This window comes from Acetobacter cibinongensis (assembly GCF_000963925.1).
In the GTDB taxonomy this organism is placed as follows: domain Bacteria; phylum Pseudomonadota; class Alphaproteobacteria; order Acetobacterales; family Acetobacteraceae; genus Acetobacter; species Acetobacter cibinongensis.
In genome coordinates, this window is record NZ_BAMV01000010.1 from 66,060 (window position 1) to 82,982 (window position 16,923).

At 55.6% G+C, this 16,923-nt stretch carries 12 protein-coding genes; 6 read left to right on the forward strand and 6 right to left on the reverse strand.

Features of this window, described 5'->3' with window-relative positions:
- Positions 1 to 37 precede the first annotated feature (37 nt).
- Genes Abci_RS06095 through nagA form a run of 3 tightly spaced genes read left to right on the forward strand, consistent with a single transcriptional unit; the run spans position 38 to position 3,482 of the window.
- Positions 38 to 1,045, forward strand: coding sequence for an N-acetylglucosamine kinase (locus Abci_RS06095; protein ID WP_048838261.1), 1,008 nt, complete (start codon positions 38 to 40; stop codon positions 1,043 to 1,045).
- Entirely contained in the window at positions 1,046 to 2,350 is a 1,305-nt protein-coding gene (gene gluP / locus Abci_RS06100) for a glucose/galactose MFS transporter (RefSeq protein ID WP_048838262.1), read from the forward strand.
- A gap of 28 nt (positions 2,351 to 2,378) precedes the next feature.
- Complete coding sequence (gene nagA / locus Abci_RS06105; protein ID WP_048838263.1) at positions 2,379 to 3,482, forward strand: N-acetylglucosamine-6-phosphate deacetylase; 1,104 nt, start codon at positions 2,379 to 2,381, stop codon at positions 3,480 to 3,482.
- Between the two features lie 18 nt (positions 3,483 to 3,500).
- On the opposite strand, the gene Abci_RS06110 is transcribed toward nagA, so the two are convergent.
- The 6 genes from Abci_RS06110 to Abci_RS06135 form a co-directional block, all read right to left on the reverse strand.
- Entirely contained in the window at positions 3,501 to 5,573 is a 2,073-nt protein-coding gene (locus tag Abci_RS06110; protein ID WP_048838264.1) for a S9 family peptidase, read from the reverse strand.
- Positions 5,574 to 5,697: 124 nt separating this feature from the next.
- A complete protein-coding gene (locus tag Abci_RS06115; RefSeq protein ID WP_048838265.1) occupies positions 5,698 to 8,139 on the reverse strand; it encodes a penicillin acylase family protein in 2,442 nt (813 codons plus the stop codon).
- On the reverse strand, positions 8,140 to 9,348 hold the full coding sequence (locus Abci_RS06120) for an FAD-dependent oxidoreductase (protein WP_048838266.1): 1,209 nt from the start codon (positions 9,346 to 9,348) through the stop codon (positions 8,140 to 8,142).
- Between the two features lie 129 nt (positions 9,349 to 9,477).
- On the reverse strand, positions 9,478 to 10,653 hold the full coding sequence (locus Abci_RS06125; RefSeq protein WP_048838267.1) for a serine hydrolase domain-containing protein: 1,176 nt from the start codon (positions 10,651 to 10,653) through the stop codon (positions 9,478 to 9,480).
- Positions 10,650 to 12,266, reverse strand: a complete 1,617-nt coding sequence (locus tag Abci_RS06130; protein WP_146806788.1) for a serine hydrolase — start codon at positions 12,264 to 12,266, stop codon at positions 10,650 to 10,652. Before Abci_RS06130 ends, Abci_RS06125 begins: the two co-directional genes overlap by 4 nt.
- Positions 12,267 to 12,452: 186 nt before the next feature.
- Entirely contained in the window at positions 12,453 to 13,346 is an 894-nt protein-coding gene (locus tag Abci_RS06135; protein WP_048838268.1) for a LysR family transcriptional regulator, read from the reverse strand.
- A 254-nt stretch (positions 13,347 to 13,600) separates the two neighbouring features.
- Here Abci_RS06135 and Abci_RS06140 point away from each other — a divergent pair, with 254 nt between their 5' ends.
- Genes Abci_RS06140 through nagB form a run of 3 tightly spaced genes read left to right on the forward strand, consistent with a single transcriptional unit; the run spans position 13,601 to position 16,902 of the window.
- Complete coding sequence (locus Abci_RS06140; protein WP_048838269.1) at positions 13,601 to 15,076, forward strand: sodium:solute symporter; 1,476 nt, start codon at positions 13,601 to 13,603, stop codon at positions 15,074 to 15,076.
- A 52-nt stretch (positions 15,077 to 15,128) separates the two neighbouring features.
- Positions 15,129 to 16,055 (forward strand): N-acetylmuramic acid 6-phosphate etherase, encoded by a 927-nt coding sequence (locus tag Abci_RS06145; protein WP_048838270.1) that lies wholly within the window; start codon positions 15,129 to 15,131, stop codon positions 16,053 to 16,055.
- A gap of 40 nt (positions 16,056 to 16,095) precedes the next feature.
- Positions 16,096 to 16,902, forward strand: a complete 807-nt coding sequence (nagB, locus tag Abci_RS06150; protein WP_048838271.1) for a glucosamine-6-phosphate deaminase — start codon at positions 16,096 to 16,098, stop codon at positions 16,900 to 16,902.
- Positions 16,903 to 16,923: the final 21 nt, after the last annotated feature.

Sequence of the window (16,923 nt, forward strand, 5' to 3'; positions counted from 1 at the left end):
CCGAAACAATTTTTCAGAATAGACTGAGCTTACCGTAATGTCTGACCTACCCCGCCTTTCTGTCACAAGCTCTTTGCCTGCTGTTCTGGCCGTTGATGGCGGCGGCACCAAAACAGCCGCTATTCGGGTGGGACAGGACGGACGCATACAGGACTTCAGGGTAACAGGCGGTAGCAACCCGTTTGATCAACCCGCCTGGCGCGATGTGCTGGCTGATCTGGTCACCCCCATACGCGCCGGTATTCAGGCCTCAGCATTCGGGCTTGCTGGCTATGGTGAAAACCGGGCCATGGGCCAGCACATCCAAACTCATCTCCAAAGCCTGTGCCCTGATGCGCCCTTAAGCATTAGTAATGATGTGGATATGGCCTGCGGTGGTGCGTTTGCAGGCGGAGCGGGTGTTCTGCTGCTTTCGGGCACGGGGTCCATTGCCTGGGCGCAAAATGCCGAGGGACGCTCCCAACGGGTTGGCGGGTGGGGCAGCGTGTTTGGTGATGAAGGCAGTGCTTACTGGTTAGGCCGTATGGCTCTGGAACATTTGTGCCAGGCGCTGGATGGCCGCCGACCAGAAGCCGCCGAATTTGCCCAAAGGCTCTGCACCCACATGGACTGGCCGACCACCAACCCGGAAGCGATGGACGCGTTGCTAGGATGGCATGCAGAACAAAAGCACCCCCGTTCTGCTGTTGCCCAGTGCGCACGCCTTGTTGACAGCATGGCGGAGGAAGGTTGCCAGCACGCACGTTTTCTTCTGACGCAAGCCGCCACGGAACTGGCACGGTCCATACAAACCGCACGCGCTTTCTTTCCTACGGAAACACTGCCATGGAGTTACGCTGGTAGCGTATTCAACAGCCGCAGCGTTCTTGCTGACCTAACAGCTGTATGCGGCGCACCGCAGGCTCCGGTTCTCCCCCCTTTGGGCGGTGGTATTCTGCGTGCCGCCCGCTCGGCTGGATGGGCGGTGACAACAGGCTGGATTGCCACAGTGGCACAACAGTTCGCGCTCCTTGCCTCCTCCTCTCCTGCGAAGGGAGCGGCATAAATGGAACCCTCACCACCCTCGCAAGCTGCTGGTTCAAAACCTGATTTATGTCCGGCAGGGTCCTATGGCTGGACACCGTTGGCACTAACCGCTCTTTTGTTTTTTGTAATCGGTTTTGTAACCTGGTTGAACGGCCCTCTTATCTCCTTTGTCAGGGTTTCGTTTTCTCTTGATGATAAAGCGGCCTTTCTTATTCCGCTTGTTTTTTACTTCTCTTATTTTCTGTTTGCCATCCCATCCTCATGGATCGTGCAGTGCATCGGGTTGAAACGAAGCCTCTCGGTTGCCCTTGGCATCATGGCGCTGGGCATGGCGTGCACGGGGCAATTCATGGCCACAGGTTTGTATCACGGTGCCCTTGCGGGCCTGCTGAGTGTGGGGAGCGGGCTTGCCCTGCTGCAAACTGCTGTTAACTCCTATGTCAGTTTTCTAGGCCCGCTGCATAAAGCCGCCCAGCGCATTGCCATTATGGGTATTTGCAACAAATTTGCGGGTATTCTGGCCCCTATCACGCTTGCTTATTTTGTTATGGGTTCCATTCAGGATGTTGCCGTTCATGCCAACCAGATGACAGACCCCATAGCCCGCGCAGCCCTCCTCCACCAATTTGTTCAGAGCATTTACTGGCCTTATCTTGCCATGGCGCTGTTTATGGTGCTGACAGCCATTGCGGTCAGCCTCTCCAGCCTGCCAGATATTCATGCTCCGGAAAAATCTGGCGCGTCCACGCGGGCCGATACCCACTCAAAGTTTGTGACTATCGTCACCTCGCCGCGCATTCTGTGCGGTATCATCGCCATGTTTTTATATGTGGGGGTAGAAGTTCTGGCCGGGGATGCCATTGGAACCTACGCGCAGGATCTTGGCCTCTCCCTGAACCAAACACGATTTTTCACTGCACTCACTTTAACAGGTATGCTCGTGGGTTATTGTTTGGGCATGCTGTGCACACCCCGCTTCTGCTCGCAGGAACGCTACACTCTGTATTGCTGCATAGCCGGAGGGTTTTTAAGCCTGATGGCTTTTGTGGCGCATGGATATGGGGCCGTGCTGTGCCTGGCCCTTCTTGGCGTTGCCAATGCCATGATTTTTCCTGGCCTGTTTCCTACGGTGCTTAAAAATACGGGGGCTCTTGCCCCGCTCGTCTCGGCACTTCTTGTCATGGCCTATTGCGGTGGCGGGGTGCTGCCACAGCTTTTCGTCTGGCTTAAAACCATATTTGGTTTTCAAGGTGTTTTCACAAGCCTGACTTTATATGGCTACGGGTTTATAGCGCTTTATATGCGCAGCAACCCTGCCCGATAACGTTTGAAACAAGTAAAGACCTTCGACCATGCATACTCTTAGCGGCCACCTTGTCCTGCCTGACCGTATCCTCTCAGGTTCTCTCACATTCTCCAGCACCATTCACACTGTTGCTGAAAACCCGAATGTACCCGACCGCTATATCCTGCCCGGCTTTATTGATGGCCACGTGCATGGTGGCAACGGAGCAGACACGATGGATGGAGTTGAGGCCATCCATACCCTTTCCAAATTTCACGCCTCGCATGGCACCACAACCATTCTCCCCACCACCATTACACGCCCGTGGGCAGATGTTATGGACGCGTTACGGGCCGTGGCCGAGGTAGTGCGCACCCAAATTTCAAATGGCCCCGTGGTGCATGGCGCTCATCTGGAAGGGCCATTTGTCAGCCCGCACAAGCTGGGTGCCCAACCCCCGTATGCAATTGCCCCTACGTCTGACCGCGTTACGGAAGCTCTGTCTACAGGCTGCGTTAAAGTTGTGACACTCGCCCCCGAGCTCCCTTACGCTGAAGATGCCATAAACCAGTTTGTGGCCGCCAATGTGCGTGTGAGTATCGGGCACACTGTTGCCAGTTACGAGCAGACAGAAAAAGCAGTCTGTCAGGTCTGTGCGGCTGGCGGCATTGCCGGGGCCACACATCTGTTCAACGCCATGGCTCCCATCAGCAGCCGCAAACCCGGCCCCGTGACGGCCCTTATGTGCAGCGATGCCTATGCTGAAATGATTTTTGATACACACCATGTACACCCCGCCACATTCCGGCTTGCGCACAAGGTTATGGAAAACAGGCTCCTGTTTGTAACAGACGCCATGCGCGCAACCGGCATGCCAGAAGGCCCAAGCCAGTTAGGCGGTCAGGACGTTATTGTTAAAGACGGCGCAGTCCGCCTGCCGGATGGCAGCCTTGCTGGCAGTGTGCTGACCTTGGATGTTGCACTCCGCAACGCCCTACAGGCCGGTACGCCACTCATACAAGCAGCCGCTTTGCTCAGCCAGAACCCCGCCCGCTACCTTGGCCTGACAGACCGAGGCACCCTGGAAGTTGGCAAACGCGCTGACTACGTTGTGATGGATAGTGCATTCATAGTGCAGGAAGTATGGGTTGGCGGGCAGCGCATTCACTAATACGCCACCCATCTTCTCTTAGTGGCTTCTTGACACTAAGGTTTTCTCAAAAAACTGGCTCATCCATGTATAGGCCATCAGCCAGTCCTGCATGCGCAAAAAGGCATGGCGCTCATTAGGGAAAGCGTGTTCTTCGTAAGGCACGCCCTGCTCCGATAACAGCCGTGCCAACAGGGTGGACTGCGTAAATTCCACATTATAGTCGTCATCTCCATGCACCAGCAGCACGGGGGAGCGCCATTGCGCAACATTGGCTGCGGGGGATGACTGCCACTCCAGATCATGCATGGCCTTGTTTTGCTCCGGTGACAGGCCGGGTTTGTCGGAGCGTGTCATATCATGCACCCCATGAAAATCCGCACCAGAACGGAACACATCGCTATTCCGTGCAAGGGCCAAAGCGGTCAGATATCCGCCCCAACTGCCACCCCATATGCCAATACGCGCAACATCAACATCCGGCCGCGTTTTCAGGTAGGTGGCTGCTGCCAAGACGTCCTGATATTCGCTTGCTCCGTCTCTGCCAATGCCTGCGGCATTGCGGAAAGCTTCCCCATAACCAGTACTACTACGATAATTGACGGAAACAACAACATATCCTTGTGCTGCCAGTATCTGGTTCATACCATAGGCATTTGAATAATACCCCATACTGTTAAAAGCTGGCAGCATCTGGCGATGCGGCCCACCATGCACAAAAACAAGAGCGGGATGGAGTGCCGTTGTCTGGGTCTGGGGCATAAACAGTTGGGCGTGAACGTCCATGCCATCTTTACTTTTGAGTATGAGCGTTTGCGGGCTGACAAACGGTATGTCCGCTGTAGTCTCAGCGTTTAAGGCAATCGGCTCTTTCTTTCCGGGAGTAAGGATAACCGGGTGAGTTGTCTCCCTCACGCCTGCGCTTATCAGCCCTATGGCGCGACCTGCCAGAACAACATCCGTCTCCATTTCATTACTCTGCGTCAGACGTTGCGGCTGCCCCCGATCAAGCGAGACCTTCCAGCCATGCCACGCGTCCAGATTACCGACATTGCTCGTATAGAAAAGGGTCTTCCCATCATCTGACAACCGGTAGGAAGACACCTCGGCCTTGTCCGGCGTCAGACAAAGGGGAGAAGTTGGTTGCATGATATCCAAACGGCAAACCCGCATCCATCCACTGCCTTCCCACGGGAAGAGAATGTGCGTGTTATCAGACCACAGCACCCCAGCACCTTCCGGCGCAAAAAAACGTGCGCCAGCACCGGCATGTGGTGTCCAGACAACATGGTCCTCCCTGCTGTTCAGGTCATAGACATGGAGGTTCCAGAAAGACGCTTTTGCATTTCTTCCCGGCGTAACCGGAGAATGCTCCCGCACAAATGCGACACGATGCCCATCTGGCGAAAAGCTGGGCAGGCTGTCTTGCGCCAGAGCCGGGCTTAAAAACTCCATAGCGGACTGCTGGATATGCCACAGCCCAATAAAAGCGTGTGACCCACGATCAAGCGTAAAAGCGAGAGTCTTGCCATCTGGTGACCAGAGCAGGGATGTCAGGCTACCCCGCGTTGCCATAACTGCTTTGGCTTCTCCCCCTACAGGAGCAAGAAACAGCGTGCCTTTCTGGCTGAAGGCCAAAGTTTTTCCATCGGGAGAAAAAACGGGGTTCCAGCCTTCTCCCAACACCATCTGTTTGCCAGTGTCCAGAACAACATGCACGGTCTGCTGTGTACCAGCCGCGGCCAGGTCGGGGTTGGGAGACGGGTCATCAGGATATTCCGCGTCGCCTCCTTCCACATACGCCACTGTTTTCCCATCCGGTGATAAAGCCAGCCCCCACAGGTCTGTTCCATCATCTTTGGTGTAGTGCGTCAGCGCGTGTGGACCTGCTCCTGCATCTGAGGTGACAATATTGCGCACCCCTGCCCGCCGCTCCACCCATGCAAAACGCTCACTATGCCGGGCACCAACAAGATTTGTGGCAAATGGCAGAGACAACATGGCCTTGATCTGGCGTTGTGGCTGCATGTCCGCCAGTGGTGCTGCCGCTGCTGAAGAAAGGCCGGAAATTGCACCTGCCAGCAGGAGCGTGGCCAGGGGAAAGTGACGCATGAGGGAGGCGCTCCTGATAAAACTTGAAAAACCATTCCAGCAAGGGAGACACAAAACTATGTTTTTTGAGCAAACTTTTTAGAAACCTATAAAATCTCTAAAAACCATTATGTGCCTTAATTTTTTACGGCGCAGCGTGTCCCGGATAGAGCACCTGATGATGGCGCGCCGCTGCTTGTACGGCGTGTGGTGAAAACACGAGCGGCTGCATGGCACCCTTCAGCCATGGGGCCAGAAAATCATCATAATGCCCGCTTTGCGGTTGTGCTGCCTGACCGGGAAAATTGAGGAAGACAGACCGATCCCACGCCCCGACATCACAGACCATCAGGTAACTGGCTCCCCCTGTCACCGCATACGGGTTACGGCCTTGTGCGAGCGCTTTTGCTGACAGGTCAGGATTATACCACCGCGCCATAACCGTATAAGCATCTCCCCCGCTCTGCGCCGTTTCTCCTCCAACGGGTGGAAAAGCCTTGGCGACAGCGTAAGACGCATGGAGCGGATGCCGCATCTGAACGGTATGCAGTGCGCCCCACCTCCACGCCGCCATAACTGGCCCCAAGCGGTCCCGCACCTCCTCAACTGCCTGCTGCAAGGCTGTCACCAGCAGCGCATCCCGTGCTTTCTCAGGTTGGGGGCCTATTCGGCTATCGGGTGCCTGTAAAAACGCCAGCAGGACGGAAGCATTTAATGGCTGCGGTACAATCCTACGCAAGCCTTCTGGCACCAGAGCCTGATAGAACAGAACATTGAGTTTGGACCACCAGACCTCATACAACGCGGCCCCGGCACTGCTGGCGTCAACATGCCCGTCCCAATGCTTTAACAAGGCCACTTCCGCCGCCAGACTTGCAGGTCCGTCTGGCAGGCAGGCCACAACAGCAAGGGCTAAATGGGAGAGCGTATCATGCTGCAAAGCCACACTCTGCGCGAGTGTTGCCCGCTTGGTTTCCTGCAAAACTTCAGCAACGCGCTGATACCGGTAGGGGTCTTTCCATTCATAACTGACACAGCGCTCCTCGTAGGGATAGTCTGCTGGCAGGTTCATTTCATTGGATGTCCCGAACCATCCAGCCGCCGGGTTAAAGCTGGATGGCAGAGCCTCCAAGGGTTGCAGCCCCTGCCAGTCATACTGGCCATCCCCCGGAGCCGGTAACAGGCCGTCATGGCCGCCGGAACGGTGTGGCAAACCACCCGCCGCCTGCCAGCCAATATTCCCTGCCGTATCCGCATAAGTGAAATTGGTCGGACTGGTATGAAGTTTTAAAGCCTGCTGAAAGCTGGACCAGTCTTGCGCCAGATTAATACCGATATTGGCCAACATACCATTGGCACCGGGGTATAGCCACGTGGCTGCCACACTCACCGCCCGCTGCCGCGTGGGGTCAGTTGAAACAACGGGCCCTTGGGCAGCATAACGCAGTGTGACAGTGCGGCTGGCCTCCCCGCGCACAGCAATGGTGGTAGTCTCCTGCTCCATTTCCACCCATTGGCCTTTATGAAAATAACGGTCCGGATGGTGCGGGTGCGTCCGCAGAATAAACAGGTCTTCCTGATCGATATGAAAATTTGTGCGGCCAAAAGCAAAATATTCATTATGCCCTTGCATGACCCCCGGCATACCGGGAGTGCCACCGCCAATAACATTCAGCCCTGGCGCTGTGAGGTGAATAACATGGCGCGGCCCCGGAGAGCCAAAGCCAAGGTGCGGATCATTTGCCAGAATAGGTCTGCCTGTTGCCGTGCGGGAAGGCGCAATGACCCACGCATTGCTTCCTTCATTGGCGCGTCTATGGTCTTCCCCATGCTCGGCTTTGACTTCATGCACGCCCGCAAGCGGCAACGCCGCCTGCAACACGCCAAACCACCCCAGGTCCTGCTCTGACACAGCATGAACATCCAGACCTTCTGGCACTTTCAGGCTATGGGCAGGGCGCAGTGGCTGAATAAGAGCATCATATGCCAGCGCATTGTTTGCCGCTAACTGCGCACGACGAATTTCCCCTTTGGTATTACCCGTTGCCTCCGCCCGCATCCGCACAAGATCAAGCACATCCCAACTTAAGGGCTTGTAAGAAAATATTCTGAATTCTTCAGAGAGTTTTTCCGGGTCTTGTTCAAGCTCTTTAAGATAGGCGTTAATGCCTGCAACATAGGCTGTCGCACAGGTCTGGACGGTTTGTGGCAAAGCTGCAAATTCCGCGACTGCATCCCCCCGAAACAAAAACAGCCGGTTAGCGGTGTCAGACGGCACAAATTTGGCACCATATACTTCTGCCAAACGCCCAATGGCCCGACGATACTCAAAGTCCAGTTGCCATAGGCGGTCACGCGCCACCAGATAGCCATTGGCAAAAAATGCATCCGCGAGAGAACCCGCCTGCACATGCGGCACGCCCCAATGATCTTCAAAAACATCAACCGGGGCAAGAAGCCCTTCCAACCCGGCCATACGCACTGAAGGGCCAGCCTGTGCAGGCTTATGGGACAAGCTTGCAAACAGACTTGCTGCAACACCACCCAAAAGCGCATGACGACGGGAAAAGGCTTTAGCGTGTGTCATTTAAGGAGCCATTCCTTCAACAATATCCCGGATTGTCAGCGCAGAACCGCCGGAAAGAGTAAAACCAAGCGCGCCATGCCCTACATTTAACAGCATGTTGCGCCAGCGCGTCCGCCCGACTATCGGCACGCCGGTTGGGGTAGCAGGCCGCATACCGGCCCACGGCGTTGGCGGGGAACTTGCGCTCAGCGCAGGCAATGTTTCAACAGCCAGTCGCCTCAGCGCCTCAATACGCTCAGGGTTAATACGGGCATCCAGCGCACCAATATCCACCATGGCAGCAATACGCAGGCGGTCACCCAAACGGGCATAGACTACCCTGTTGTCATAATCTGTCACACTCACGCTGGGGAGCGTGGCCGCAGGGGCATCCATGGTCAGGCTGTAGCCTTTCAGGCCATAAAGCGGCAGGTCCAACCCAAGCGGCTGCAACAAAGACCGGGACGCCAGACCAGCCGCCAGCACCACAAGGTCCGTGTCCTGCACAATGCCATTCACTCTTACCCGGCAACGCTCTGTTGTTGTTTCCTCCAACTGTGCCGCACCATGCACACGGCAGAAATCCGGGCTTGCCTCAAGTGCCGCCAAAAGCGCCTGACAAAACAGGTTGCAATCAGCCACCTCATCTTCAGGGGAAAAAATGCCCCCAGCCAGGACGGGTGTCAGGCTTCCAAAAGCAGGTTCCACGCGTGCACAGTCAGCGGGGGTTAAAACCTGCTCCTGTTGCGGGTTTATAACGGCACGGGCAGCTTTGGCGAACTTACGCGCATCCCGATACACCACCAGTTTTCCGGGTTTGCGCCATAAAAAGTCACCTAACCCTTCCTGCCGCCAGTGTTGCAGGACGCTTTGACTACGCAAAGCAATTTCCAGAATTTTTGCCGTATTTTTCTGGTTGGTCTGTGCATTACATGCCCCCAGAAACGCCATAAGCCAGCGCCACTGGTGCCAGTCCAGCCGTAATTTAAGCGAGATGGGAGAATGGTGCTGAAACAGCCATGACACGGCATCCAGCGGCACGCCGGCATCCGCCAAGGGACGCACATATCGGTAACTCAGTTGGCCACCATTCCCGAAGCTTGCCTGACTGCCAACCTGATCTTCCCGCTCAACCAATGTGACGGTATGCCCAGCCTGTATAAGCGCATAAGCGGTTGTCAGGCCTACAACGCCTCCACCCACAACCGTAATTGTCCGTCTAGCTGACATAAAAAGACCAAACCCTTATTGCATGAGTGCGTCTGGCATGATCTCTTCGTACAAGAAAACATGCCTATTTGTCAGTAGAAATTTAAAAACAGATACTGCGCGACACCATTTGAAAAAAGCCCGCCCCCCTTAACTTGAAGTTAACCCTAGAGCGTGCCCTACAGCCGTTGCTACATCATGCCGCAAATGCACAACGCTATGCCCACCATTGGGGTGCACACGGTTGGTCAGGATAAAAACATAGCAGTCATTTTCTGGGTCTATCCACAAGGATGTCCCGGTAAAGCCTGTATGACCAAACGACTGGTGGGAGAAAACATCCCCTCGGGGTGAAGCATAAGGAGACGCTATGTCCCACCCAAAACCCCGCAGGCTTTTCTGCCCCGCCGGTTGTTGTGGCGTTGTCATGGCAAGCAGTGTTGCCTGTGTAAGGGGGAAAGAGCTTGGCTGTCCGGCGCGCCTTGCCAGCAAAGCCTGCGCATACAGCACAACATCCTGCGCGGTTGAGAATAACCCTGCATTGCCAGCCACGCCGTCCATACGGCGGGCGGTGGGGTCGTGCACCACACCGCGCAGCATCTGGCCCTGCTCATCATATTGGGTGGGGGCAATACGCGCCAATTGGCTGGCCGGGGGCAGAAAACCGGATTGCGTCATACCCAGCGGTTCAAGAATAGAATGCTTGGCGTAAACATCCAGCGGAAAACCTGAGATCTTTTCAGCAATAAGGCCAAGCGTAATAAAATTGATATCACTATAGATAAAACCGCTACCCGGCGTAATTTTGGGCACAGAGTTCATAATCCGCTCAATGGCGCTACTACGCCCCCACCAATCCGGTGTGCGCGGTAAATCTGGCTGCAACCCGGAAAAATGGGTCAGGAGTAGCCTGATCGTAATATCTGCCTTACCCGCCGCAGCAAAGGCTGGCAGGTAGCGTGCAACAGGGGCGTTGACATCCAGCAGGCCTTTTTCCGCAAGCTGCATGACAGCCAAAGCGGTAATCATGGGTTTGGTAAGGGAGGCCATGTCAAACACGGTATCCGTTGTCATAGCCTCATACTCAGGCTTCAAGCTCCGTGCTCCAAAAGCGGCCAGATGCAACACCTGCCCGTGCTGGCCAACACCCCAGACGGCACCGGGGCACTCGCCATCCCGAATAGCCTGCTTTATCAGCGCATCAGCCTTTGCAAAGCGCTGTGGAGTGCGGGATGTCTGGCAGGCAGCCAACGCCCCCGCGCCTGCGAGAACGCAGCTACCCTGCAGAAAAGACCTGCGAGACAGAAACGCTACGGACATGCTCATGGAGATACAACCTTGATGGGGTGCAAATCCTGCACGTCAAAACTGAAGTCTGAGCCTATGACTTCCATATGAAAGCCGGTCACTTTTCCTTCTGTATTCCGCTCGAACTGCACATAACTATCATCCCCGGCATCGTTCGCACGATCCTGCCACTTGGCGACAAACAGGTCGTGAGGCAGCGCCTGCAAGGTGCCAGTCAAACCATTTGCCTTGCTGAAACTAAGCGTCAAAGCGCCTTGGGTCACAGAAAGCCGTATGTCGCCCCGCCATGCATCGTGATACACGCCCACGTACTCCTGCAAAGCCGCAACAGGAAGAGATACAAAGGGGCGCGCCGGTGAACCCGGCCCCACCGTGGCGGCTTTCTCTGCCTTTTTCTTGGCGGACTGCTGGGCTTCCCGTTGCCAGTAGCCTACCCAGTCCTCGCTTTTGCCTGTTGCAATCAGGGAACTCAGGGTTGTTGCTATGGCGTATGTTGCATGGTGGTCATCACGGTTTGTCAGCACAACCAGACCTGTGTTTTTTTCAGGCAAAACTGAAACATAGCTGACCATGCCGCTCACTGTTCCCGTGTGCCACACACGTTTGAGGCCGAAAAAATCCTCCATAAACCAGCCATAACCATAGGCTCTGAAATGGGTTTGTGTTTTCTCGGCCATATCTGGCAGCGGCAAGAGGGCGGAAGGCGCCCATAGGGCATCCCGCTGCGTCTGGCTGATGATTATTTTGCCCTCCGCAGTTTTCCCGCCGTTCATTAAGGTCTGCACCCACCGGTTCATGCCATTTACGCTGCACCATATACCGCCAGCAGGGGCCATGGCGCTTGGTTTGAGTGCTGAGCGATCAGGCAGAATACCGCTACCGCCTTCACCCGTTGCAACATCGGTCTGCCCCGCCACCGGATGTGTACTCTGGCAGGCGGACAAACCGGCGGCATCAATCAGATGTGTCTGAACATACTGCTCCCACGTCTGGCCCGAGATTTTTTCGACCAGAGCGCCAGCCACAACATAGAGCAGGTTATTATAAGCGTAATCCGCCCGGTAACGGCCGGTAAACGGCATGTAAGGGAGTGCTGCCACAACATCCTGACGGCTGAATGTACTGTGAGAAAACAGCATGAGGTCGCCTGCCCCCAGCCCCATACCGCTATGGTGGGTCAACAGGTCACTCACCCGGAAATCCCGTGTTATCCAGGGGTCTGACACCCGAAATTCCGGCATAAGATCCGTAACACGGTCAGTCCACTTCAGTTTGCCTGCATCAACAAGCGTTGCAAGGGCTGTTGCTGTAAACTCCTTGCTGTTGGACCCTATGGCAAACAGCGTTGCGGCATCGGCTTTGCCGCTTTTTCCATCCTCCGCTTTCTGTCCATAGGCTTTTGCAAAGACTATCTGTCCGTCATGCACAACACCTATGGCCAGACCCGGCACCTGAAAGGCCGCTTGCGCCTTGCTGGCAACATCATCAATCTGTTGCTCTGTCAGACCGTGGGGAAGCTGGGGGGCCGCATGAACAGGTAAAGCCAAAAGCGCCAGAACAGCAGCGCCATTTATGCTGCGCCACACTGCTTTTTTGCAGGATTTCCCTATAAAAAACCGTTGCTGCATCATAAAAATAAGGTCCTTAAACTGTTATGCACCAGCACATTACCTCAGCAAGAAACCCGCCAGGAAACTTACACCGCACATAAATACGATACCGCAATGTTCTGAGCAAAAAAGCGGTGCTGTCCATGTCAAAATTATTCGCGTGCATTAGCTCTTGGTTAAGAGGAACGCAGTGCGCACCTTACCCCGCTACACTGCGGGAAGAGACGCAAGATCCTGTTTTATTTCCAATTGCAGCAGAGCCAGAATATCTTTTGAAATATGGGAAAGGGCATGGTCTGCCCGGAACAGCACCGTGCAGGCCATACCCAATGGTGGCTTGAGCGATAGCGGCACAGGCAAGCCGGGATGATGAAGGGCTGTCAGGCCATCAACAATGGCACACCCACCGCCCAACCGCACAAGCTCGGCCGCCATATAATGCGTTCTTACCCGTACTACGGGCACGGCGGCATGGTCTGCATCTTCCCACGCCATATCAAGCAGGCGTGCTGTTGGGTCATTCTCGCTCAGGCCAATGTAGCGGGCGTGGTCAATATCTTCCAAAGCCACAGGGCCTTCTGTTCTCTGCTTGTCAATCAACACAAGTGGGATGTCTGCAATATGGCAGGCCGTAAGGCCCTGCTGTTCGTAAGTGCCAAACACAATACCCAAATCCAGGTCATGGTTCAGAAGGCGGGAGACAATTTCCGGCCCATGCAGGGTATCAATGGTCAGCTCATTCCCAGGATGTTTGGCATGGTAGCTTTGAATAACACGCGGCACGATGCTGAGCCCAAGGCTTGGGACACACCCGATGCTGATAGCATGACCATTCCGCGCATAGCGCAGATTTTCCGTCAGCCTTTTCAGGTCGGAAATTTTCTCAAAAATAGTGTTGACGTGCGGCAGCATAATCCGTGCCTCCCGCGTGGGCACAAGCCTGCCGCCTGTACGCTCAAACAGGGCAAACCCAAGCGACTGCTCAGCATAACGCAGCACTTTACTGGCCGCTGGCTGGGAGACATGCAAGACCTCTGCCGCACGCCGCAGGGAGCCTGTGGACATTATAGCGTAGAACACTTCTATCTGGCGTAAACGCATAACCAGCGTTTCATCCTTCCCGTTTCATGATGGTGCAAGACACACGGTTCAGGCCCGGCATGGTACGCGCAGCAAAGGGAGTCTGCTGACGATACACCCTTGATAGCGCATTTTTTCCATAACAGAACGTTAACATGCCATAACAAATTTGAAATGCACAAAAGCTTCTGCCGTGTTGTCCCTTCCCGCCCCAGGCCGCATACTCTGGTGGCACACCCAACAGGAAGGCTTCCCATCATGAGATACCGGCATTCATGACCCTGCTTGATCTTGCCGTGATGGCCGCCTATCTGGCCGGTATGCCGCTTTTGGCGGTGCTTCTGTCTGGGCGGCAATCCTCCACCGCCGCGTATCTGGAAGGGGGGCATGACCTCCCCTGGTGGGCCTTATGCCTGTCCATGGTTGCAACTGAGACCTCAACCCTCACCGTCATCAGTGTTCCGGGGGTCGCGTTTGGAAACGGGATGGTGTTTGTGGGGCTGGCACTCGGGTATCTGCTCGGGCGTGCCATCGTGGCCTGGAAATTTCTCCCGCTCTACACCAACGGGCAGATGCTCAGCGCGTATGACTATTTAGGCCAGCGTTTTGGCGGCGCTATGCAACGGGCTGTGTCCGCCACCTTCCTTGGCACACGCGTGCTGGCTGAAGCCGTGAGGCTTTTTGCCGGAATGCTTCCGCTTACAGCCATGTTGGCAGCAACACATATTACCATTCCGCGCTCCCTGTTGCTCATAGGCATTGTTGGGGTCACGCTTTTTTACACGCTCTGCGGGGGCCTGCGTGCCGTTGTGTGGTCCGATGCCATCCAGTTCTGCCTTTATCTTGGCGGGGCCGCAGTATGCTTTGGGCTGCTCTGGCAGGACATGCCGCCGCAGGTTGTGAGTATTTTGCACCAGGCTGGCAAATTTGCCCTGTTTTCCCACGGCACCTCCCCTTTTAGCAGCGCCTTTACCCCTCTTGCCGCTGTTGGTGGTGGCGCATTGATGACACTGGCCTCCCACGGGACAGATCAGCTTATGGTGCAGCGCGTATTAGCCGCCAGAAGCTTGCGGGAAGCCCGGTTGGCCCTGATGGGCAGTGCCGTTGGCGTAGCCGCTTTGTTTGCGTTGCTTTCTGGTGTGGGCGTTCTGCTTTGGGTACACCACGGACAGGTTGCCTTACAGGCTACAGGCCTATCGTCCCCCGATGCCGTTTTTCCCGACTACATTGTGCATGACCTTCCCTCCGGGCTGCGCGGGCTTCTGGTTGCCGCCATTCTGGCCGCCACCATGGGGTCTCTATCCTCCACACTCTCTGCCATGACAGCGGCAACAGTGGGCGATTTTCCGGCACTGTGCGCCCGTCTGGCGCGGGTTTGCAAATTGGGTCCACTGGCTCTGGCCCGCGCTCTTACGGTGTTGTGGGCCGTTGCTCTGGTCGGGGGTTCGTTGCTGTTTGCCCAAAGCAGCCAATCTGCCGTGTTGCTGGGCCTATCTATCGCGGCCTGTAGTTATGGCCCCATGCTGGGCACGTTTCTGGCAGGCATGGCCGTTCCCTCCGCGCGCGCTACGGAACTTCTGCCCGCCTTTTGTGCCACAGTCCCACTTGTTCTGTGCGCCATGCTCATCCTCCATCCCGGCGGTCATGCGGTGGCTTTCCCGTGGCTCATCCTGCTGGGCATGGTCCTGCTTTGCGTTTTCACACTTACTCTGCGTGGGGTACGAAAGGTGCTTTCAAGCCCACATCGCTAACTCTGGCTCATAACTCCAGTCTTTCTCTTGAACAGTTCAGGACAACGCTTTCATGACCTCCACCATATCGTACTCTCAGGCAGCAACCGCAAAAACAGAAATGTTTGATATGCGCTATGAGTCTCTGGATTTATGGCCAACCGGACCACTACTGGAGGCGCTGCTTGAGAGCCAGTTGGGGGCTGTTTCTTCTGTAAAGGCCGCACTGCCGGACATGGAAGGCGCCATAGCTGCTGCTCTGCCCCGTTTGCAGCGGGGTGGCCGCCTGTTTTACGTGGGTGCAGGCACGTCCGGCCGTATTGGTTTGCAGGATGGCGTTGAGCTTATCCCCACCTATGGCTGGCCTGAAAACCGGCTTGTACTGCTTCTGGCAGGCGGAGACGCGGCACTTTTTCAGCCTGTAGAAGGTGCTGAAGATGATGAAGAGGCAGCACGCAGTGCCATAACCACGCATAGCGCTGGCCCTGATGATGTTGTGATTGGCGTAGCCGCCAGTGGCGGCACACCTTATACCTGCGCGGCCCTAGCCTGCGCCCGTGCCGCAGGCAGCCTGACCATAGGTTTGTCCTGTAGCCCCAACACGCGCCTTCTGCATGAGGCTGAACTCGGTCTGTTGATCGAAACCGGCCCGGAGGTCGTGGCTGGCTCCACCCGCATGAAGGCGGGAACAGCACAGAAAGTGGCGTTAAACATGCTCTCGACCGCCCTGATGATCCGCCTTGGCCATACATGGCGCGGGCAGATGGTGGATATGCGTATTGTTAACGCAAAGCTGGTAAAACGTGCCCACCGCATGGTGCAACATTTGACAGACTGCACGGAAGCCGAGGCTCAGGCCGCTCTAACGCAGGCGGAAGGCAACATAAAGCTGGCTGTGCTGGTCTGTTTTGGTTTTACGCCCACAACCGGCAAAGCAGCTTTAGAAGAGCATGGTGGCCACCTGCGTGCCGTTCTGGCATCCGCACACAGCTCGGTTTGACGAACACTGACAGTTTCTTAAAAAGGGCGTTACAGTCTTCATGAAAGTTTTTTTGTGCCCCAACAGGGAAAAGCTTGCCGCCTTAACCGCAGCTTTGCTTGCCGCGCAGATACGCACCAAGCCGGAGAGCGTGCTTGGTCTGGCAACAGGCCGCACGATGGAAGCGGTTTACGCACGGCTGGTGCTGGCCCACACCACACAGCAGCTCGATTTTTCCCGCTGCACCACGTTCAATCTGGATGAATATGCAGGGCTGGCCCCAACAGACCCCCGGTCCTACCACACCTATATGCACCAGCATTTGTTCCAACATGTGAACCTGACCGCAGAGCAAACACATCTGCCCAACGGCATGGCCGAAGACCTGTCAGCCGAAGGCGTGCGTTACGATGCCCTAATTCAACAGGCTGGCGGCATAGACTTGCAACTTCTGGGGCTGGGCGAAAACGGCCATATAGGGTTTAACGAACCGCTAGCTTCCCTTTCCTCCCGCTCTCGACCTGTTGTGCTTGCTCCTGAAACCCGCCAGCAGAATGCTGGACTTTTTGATGGTAACCCAGACTCAGTGCCACCAAGAGCACTTACCATGGGCACCGGCACCATTCTGGAAAGCAGAAGAATTATTCTGACAGTATCAGGCACAAGCAAAGCCCGGATTTTACAGGCGGTTCTGGAAGGCCCCGTCACGGCCCAAAAAAGTGCGTCTGCACTGCATTTTCACAATAACTGTCTGGTTCTGGCGGATCAGGAGGCTGCAAGCTGCCTGACAACACGCAATGCTATTGACCACGCCATGCAGCATGACCCAGAGTTATCCGCCCTGCAAACGCTCCTGACCGCATACTAACAAACGGATTTTCACCATGTC

Coding starts and splice junctions, on each gene's coding strand:
- Abci_RS06095 (WP_048838261.1), top strand. CDS start 38: ATGTCTGACCTACCCCGCCTTTCTGTCACAAGCTCTTTGCCTGCTGTT.
- gluP (WP_048838262.1), top strand. CDS start 1,046: ATGGAACCCTCACCACCCTCGCAAGCTGCTGGTTCAAAACCTGATTTA.
- nagA (WP_048838263.1), top strand. CDS start 2,379: ATGCATACTCTTAGCGGCCACCTTGTCCTGCCTGACCGTATCCTCTCA.
- Abci_RS06110 (WP_048838264.1), bottom strand. CDS start 5,573: ATGCGTCACTTTCCCCTGGCCACGCTCCTGCTGGCAGGTGCAATTTCC.
- Abci_RS06115 (WP_048838265.1), bottom strand. CDS start 8,139: ATGACACACGCTAAAGCCTTTTCCCGTCGTCATGCGCTTTTGGGTGGT.
- Abci_RS06120 (WP_048838266.1), bottom strand. CDS start 9,348: ATGTCAGCTAGACGGACAATTACGGTTGTGGGTGGAGGCGTTGTAGGC.
- Abci_RS06125 (WP_048838267.1), bottom strand. CDS start 10,653: ATGAGCATGTCCGTAGCGTTTCTGTCTCGCAGGTCTTTTCTGCAGGGT.
- Abci_RS06130 (WP_146806788.1), bottom strand. CDS start 12,266: ATGATGCAGCAACGGTTTTTTATAGGGAAATCCTGCAAAAAAGCAGTG.
- Abci_RS06135 (WP_048838268.1), bottom strand. CDS start 13,346: ATGCGTTTACGCCAGATAGAAGTGTTCTACGCTATAATGTCCACAGGC.
- Abci_RS06140 (WP_048838269.1), top strand. CDS start 13,601: ATGACCCTGCTTGATCTTGCCGTGATGGCCGCCTATCTGGCCGGTATG.
- Abci_RS06145 (WP_048838270.1), top strand. CDS start 15,129: ATGACCTCCACCATATCGTACTCTCAGGCAGCAACCGCAAAAACAGAA.
- nagB (WP_048838271.1), top strand. CDS start 16,096: ATGAAAGTTTTTTTGTGCCCCAACAGGGAAAAGCTTGCCGCCTTAACC.